The organism is Intrasporangium sp. (genome assembly GCF_051961875.1).
Classification (GTDB): domain Bacteria; phylum Actinomycetota; class Actinomycetes; order Actinomycetales; family Dermatophilaceae; genus Intrasporangium_A.
Genome location: NZ_JBQCCV010000279.1, coordinates 1 through 5,013, shown reverse-complemented (window position 1 = coordinate 5,013; position 5,013 = coordinate 1). Strand labels below are relative to the sequence as shown.

General features: G+C 71.8%; 4 protein-coding genes. 2 read left to right on the top strand and 2 right to left on the bottom strand.

Features of this window, described 5'->3' with window-relative positions; all coding sequences use genetic code 11:
- Positions 1-1,237 (bottom strand): quaternary amine ABC transporter ATP-binding protein (locus ACTHJJ_RS17350; protein ID WP_440304196.1); only part of this gene is annotated, 1,237 nt, incomplete at its 3' end.
- Between the two features lie 376 nt (positions 1,238-1,613).
- Here ACTHJJ_RS17350 and ACTHJJ_RS17345 point away from each other — a divergent pair.
- Both ACTHJJ_RS17345 and ACTHJJ_RS17340 read left to right on the top strand, forming a co-directional pair.
- A complete protein-coding gene (locus tag ACTHJJ_RS17345) occupies positions 1,614-2,651 on the top strand; it encodes an LLM class flavin-dependent oxidoreductase (RefSeq protein ID WP_440304195.1) in 1,038 nt (345 codons plus the stop codon).
- Positions 2,648-4,012, top strand: coding sequence for an MFS transporter (locus ACTHJJ_RS17340; RefSeq protein WP_440304194.1), 1,365 nt, complete (start codon positions 2,648-2,650; stop codon positions 4,010-4,012). The genes ACTHJJ_RS17345 and ACTHJJ_RS17340 overlap by 4 nt, the downstream gene beginning before the upstream one ends.
- Here the strand turns inward: ACTHJJ_RS17340 and ACTHJJ_RS17335 are convergent.
- The coding region (locus ACTHJJ_RS17335; protein ID WP_440304193.1) for a patatin-like phospholipase family protein at positions 4,006-5,013 on the bottom strand (1,008 nt) is incomplete at its 5' end. The genes ACTHJJ_RS17340 and ACTHJJ_RS17335 overlap by 7 nt on opposite strands.

Sequence of the window (5,013 nt, the reverse complement as noted above, 5' to 3'; positions counted from 1 at the left end):
CCCGTTCGGGATCTGGACCAGGCGTGACGTCTGGCGCCTCGTCCGCATCAGCCGCGGCGGTCGTGTTGCTGAGCGCCGACAGCAGCGTCACCCGGGGGACGACGCCGACGAGGCGGTCCTTCTCGTCGATGACGGCGAGGGGCACCTCCGTGTCGGCGGACTCCGCGAGCAGGTCGGCGATGACCGTGTCCGGGGACACGGTGGGCACGTCCTCGTCGAGCAGGTCCCGGATGCTGTCGGCCCGAGTCTCGACGGCGCGGGCGACGTCCTGCGCGCGCACGGTCCCGCGGACGCGGCGTTCCCGGTCGACGACGAAGAGCGTGTCGATCTGGTTCTCCCGCATGAGCTTGTGGGCAGCGCGTGGGCCCTGCTCGGAGCCGAGCAGCACGACGGGCGGCTCCATGATCGACGAGGCGGTCAGCACCCGGCTCCGGTCGACGTCCTGGATGAAGCGGGCCACGTAGTCGTTGGCCGGGTCCGTGAGGATCTCCTCGGCGGTGCCGATCTGCACGATGCGGCCGTCGCGCATCATCGCGATGCGGTCACCGAGGCGCATCGCCTCGTTGAGGTCGTGGGTGATGAACAGGATGGTCTTCTTGAGCCGGCTCTGCAGCTCGAGGAGCTGGTCCTGCATGCCACGGCGGATCAGCGGGTCCAGCGCGCTGAAGGCCTCGTCCATGAGCAGCACGTCGGTGTCCGCGGCGAGGGCGCGGGCGAGGCCGACGCGCTGCTGCATCCCGCCGGACAACTCGCCCGGCAGCTTGTCCTCCCAGCCGGCGAGGCCGCACAACTCGAGGGCCTCGGTCGCCCGCCGCTGCCGCTCCGCCTTGGAGACGCGCTGCGTCTCCAGGCCGTAGGCGGCGTTTTCCAGCACGGTCCGGTGCGGGAAGAGGGCGAAGTGCTGGAAGACCATGCTCACGCGCTCGCGGCGGATGCGCCGCAAGGCCTTGGGGGTCGCCGCGGTGACGTTCTCGCCCATGATCGTGACCGAGCCGGCTGTCGGTTCGAGCAGGCCGTTCACCATGCGCAGCAGCGTCGACTTGCCCGAGCCGGACAGGCCCATGACGACGAAGATCTCGCCTTCCTCGACGCTGAACGACGCATCGATGACCGCCGCGGTCAGGCCGTCCTGCTCGTTGAGCTGCTCTCGCGTGGCTCCCTGGCGGAGCCGGGTGACCCCGTCCCTCGCCCTTCGTCCGAACACCTTGTAGAGATGTTCCGCCTCGATGGCAGGCACGACCCGATCACCCTTTTCACGTCTAGTTTCGTATGTGTCGTCAGTTCTCGGTCAGCACTTCCCCCAGGCGCTGACGGTCCTCTAACCAAGCACAGGCGTGGCTGAAGGGTCAAAGCGAGATGTCCCGAATGTGTCGAATCCAACAGTGCACCAATCAGATTCGATGTCGCTGGCCACAACGCCGCAGAAAACCGGGAAAAATCGCTCCGGATCTAACGAATCGCTTTGCTACACAGCGCTTTTCAGTCAATTTGAGTGGCAGTCAGCCCAGAAGTGGGCGCGACGGTCTTCGCGGCCCGGTCCGGCGTCGTGTCGGCCTCACCCGGGGCCTCCCCGGGCCGGGACGGGCCCCGCGGCCCGGCCGTACCATGGGCGGATGGACGTCGAGCTCGGCCTGGACACCTTCGGGGACATCGCGCTGGGACCGGATGGCGTCCCGCTCCACCCCGCGGCGGTGATCCGCGAGGTCATGGCCGAGGGCCAGCTGGCAGACCGCCTCGGGCTGGACTTCATCGGCCTGGGCGAGCACCACCGGGCCGACTACGCCATTGCGGCGCCCGACACCGTCCTCGCCGGGCTCGCGGCGTCGACCGAGCGCATCCGGCTCGGCTCCTCGGTGACCGTCCTCAGCTCGGACGACCCGGTGCGGGTCTTCGAGCGCTTCGCCACGGTCGACGCGATCTCGCAGGGGCGCGCCGAGATCACGGTGGGGCGGGGCTCGTTCATCGAGTCGTTCCCCCTCTTCGGCTTCGACCTGCAGGACTACGAGACCCTCTTCTCCGAGAAGCTCGACCTGCTCGCGGCGATCCTCTCGGAGGAGCCGGTGGCCTGGGAGGGCACGACGCGGCCGCCGCTCAAGGTCGACCGGGTCCAGCCCGGCACGGAGTCCGGGCGCCTGACCACGTGGGTCGGCGTCGGCGGCACGCCCCAGTCCGTCGTCCGGGCCGCGCACTATGGACTGCCCGTCGTCGTGGCCATCATCGGCGGCGCGACCCGGCAGTTCGTGCCGCTCGTCGACCTCTACCGCCGGGCCCTGGCCGAGATGGGCAAGCCCGAGCTGCCGGTCGCGATCCACTCGCCGGGCTACGTCGCCGCCACGGACGAGCAGGCGCAGGAGGAGTACCTGCCCCACTTCATCGGCTACATGAACCTGATCGGGCGGGAGCGCCGGTGGGCACCGATGACCAAGGACCAGGCCCTGGCGCAGATGGGCCCCGACGGAGCCGTCTACTGCGGGTCGCCCGAGACGGTGGCCCAGAAGATCGCCGAGTCGGTGCGGCTCCTCGGTGCCGCGCGCTTCCAGCTCAAGTACTCCATGGGCACGCTGCCGCACGACCTCCGCTCCGAGTGCATCCGGCTCTACGCCGAGGAGGTGGCACCACGGGTCCGCGAGCTGCTGGGCAACGGCGCATGAGCCCGTCCGCCGGCCTGGCCCGTGCCGCACGCGGCCGCCCGTGGAGCGCCTGGCGGGTCGTCATCTGGTTCGGCTTCGTCAGCCTCGCCGCCGACATGGTCTACGAGGGCGCCCGGTCGATGTACGGGCCCCTCCTCGCCGCGCTCGGCGCGAGTGGCCTCGTCGTCGGCGTCGTCACCGGCGCGGGGGAGGCGATGGCGCTCGTCCTCCGTCTCGTCTTCGGGCCGCTCGCCGACCGCACGGGCGGCTACTGGCCGCTCACGATCATCGGCTACGGCCTGACCGCCGTCTGCGTCCCGCTCCTCGCCGTGACGCCCTTCGTCGGCGGGCTCGGGCTCGCCCTCGCCGCCGTCCTCATCCTGCTGGAGCGCTCCGGCAAGGCCGTGCGCAGCCCGTCCAAGACCGCCCTGCTCGCGCACGTCGCGGCCGCCGTGGGCCGGGGACGTGGCTTCGGGGTGCACAAGGCAATGGACCAGGTGGGCGCCTTCGCCGGGCCGCTCGTCGTCGCGGGTGTCGTGGCCGCCACCGGGGTGATCTGGCCGGGCATGCTCGTGCTCGCCGTTCCCGGCGCCATCGCGATGCTGGTCCTCGCGGTGGTGCGCGCCAAGGTCCCCGACCCCTCCGTGTACGACGGGAGCGCCGCGGCTCGGGAGCCGACGCCCGCCGAAGCACCGCAGGTCGCAGGCGAACCCGCCGAGAGCGAGACCGCGCGCACACCGACCGGCCGGCTCAGCGCCATACGGGAGGGCGGGCTGCGGGCCTGGCTGTCCGACGCGGTCGGCCGCGACCTGCCCAAGGAGTTCTTCCGTTACGCGGCCGCGGCCAGCCTCACGACGGGCGGACTGGTCACGTTCGGGATCATCGGTTTCCACCTCAGTGTCGACGGCATCGTCCCGGTCGCCGGCGTGCCGGTCGTCTATGCCGGTGCGATGGCGGTCGAGGCGCTCGCCGCGCTCGCGGTGGGCGCGGTGTACGACCGGCGGGGCGCACACGTCCTGCTCGTCGTGCCCGTCCTCGTCGCGGTCGTGCCGGCGCTCGCGCTCACGCGGTCGTTCCTGCTCGCGCTGGTCGGCGTCGCCGTGTGGGGCCTCGCCTTCGGGATCCAGGACTCCACGATCAAGGCGCTCGTCGCGGAGATCGTGCCCGCGCCGCGCCGCGCCACCGCGTATGGCGTCTTCGCCGGGATCCAGGGCGCGTTCGCTGTCGTTGGGGGTGCGCTGGTGGGGTGGCTGTATGACGTGTCGCTGCCCCTGCTCGTGGTGGTCGTCGCGGCGACCCAGCTCCTGGCGCTCGTGCTCCTCGTCCGGACCGTGCGGGTGACGCCGACCCCGGCTACGGCCGGTCCGGGCGGGCCTCAGTAGCCGGCTCGGTCCAGGGCCTCGGTCATCAGCCGCCGGCCGAGCTCGATCATCTCCGCCGCGCGGTGGAAGTCGAGGGTGCCGACGGCGTTGGACGGGACGGTGACGAGCACGTCGGGCGGGTTGCTCGCCATCCGGTAGCGGGAGATGAGCGCGCTCATCGTCTCGAAGCTCATGGCGAGCAGGTCGACGGTGCGGATGTCGGCCCGGCCGAGGACCCACTCGTCGGGGTGCGCCGGCGGTACGGCCTCGGGATGGACGTCCGGGTCCGGCTCCTCGGCCGTCGCGGCAATGGGGGCCCCGACGCCGGGGGCCAGCTCCTCGGGCGATGCGTCGCGGCGGTGGCCGACGCTGAACCGGTTCGCGAGGGCCCGGAGCCGCTCGGACTCGAGCACCTCGGCGGTCCCGCGCCAGAGGCGGGAGGCCCACTCCTCGTGGGGGCGGTCCTCGGAAGTCTCCTTGACGGGCGGGCCGTGGCTCGTCCCCGTGCGGGTCCCGGACAGGTCGATCGCGACGGTGACGTCGGCGTTGACGGCGACGATCGGCTCCAGGGGGACGGGGTTCATCAGGCCGCCGTCGACGAGCGTCCGGCCGTTGATGACGATCGGCGTGATGACGCCCGGGATCGCGATCGACGCGCGGATCGCGTGCACGACGGGTCCCCGTTGGAACCACACCTCGCGCCGGGCGAGCAGGTCGGTGGCGACGGCGGTGTAGGGGATCGGCAGGTCTTCGATCGACGCGCCCTCGAGGATCTCGCCGACCTTCGCAATGATCCGCTCGGCCCGGATCGCGCCCCCGGGTGCCGACAGCGCGAGGTCGAGCAGGCGCAGCACCTCCCGCTGGGTCAGGCCGAGCGACCAGTCGGTGTAGGCGTCGAGCTTGCCGGCAGCGGCGACGCCACCGACGAGCGCCCCCATGGACGTCCCGGAGATCGCGACGACGTCGAAGCCCCGCTCGTCGAGTACCTGCAGACCCCCGATGTGCGCATAGCCGCGGGCGCC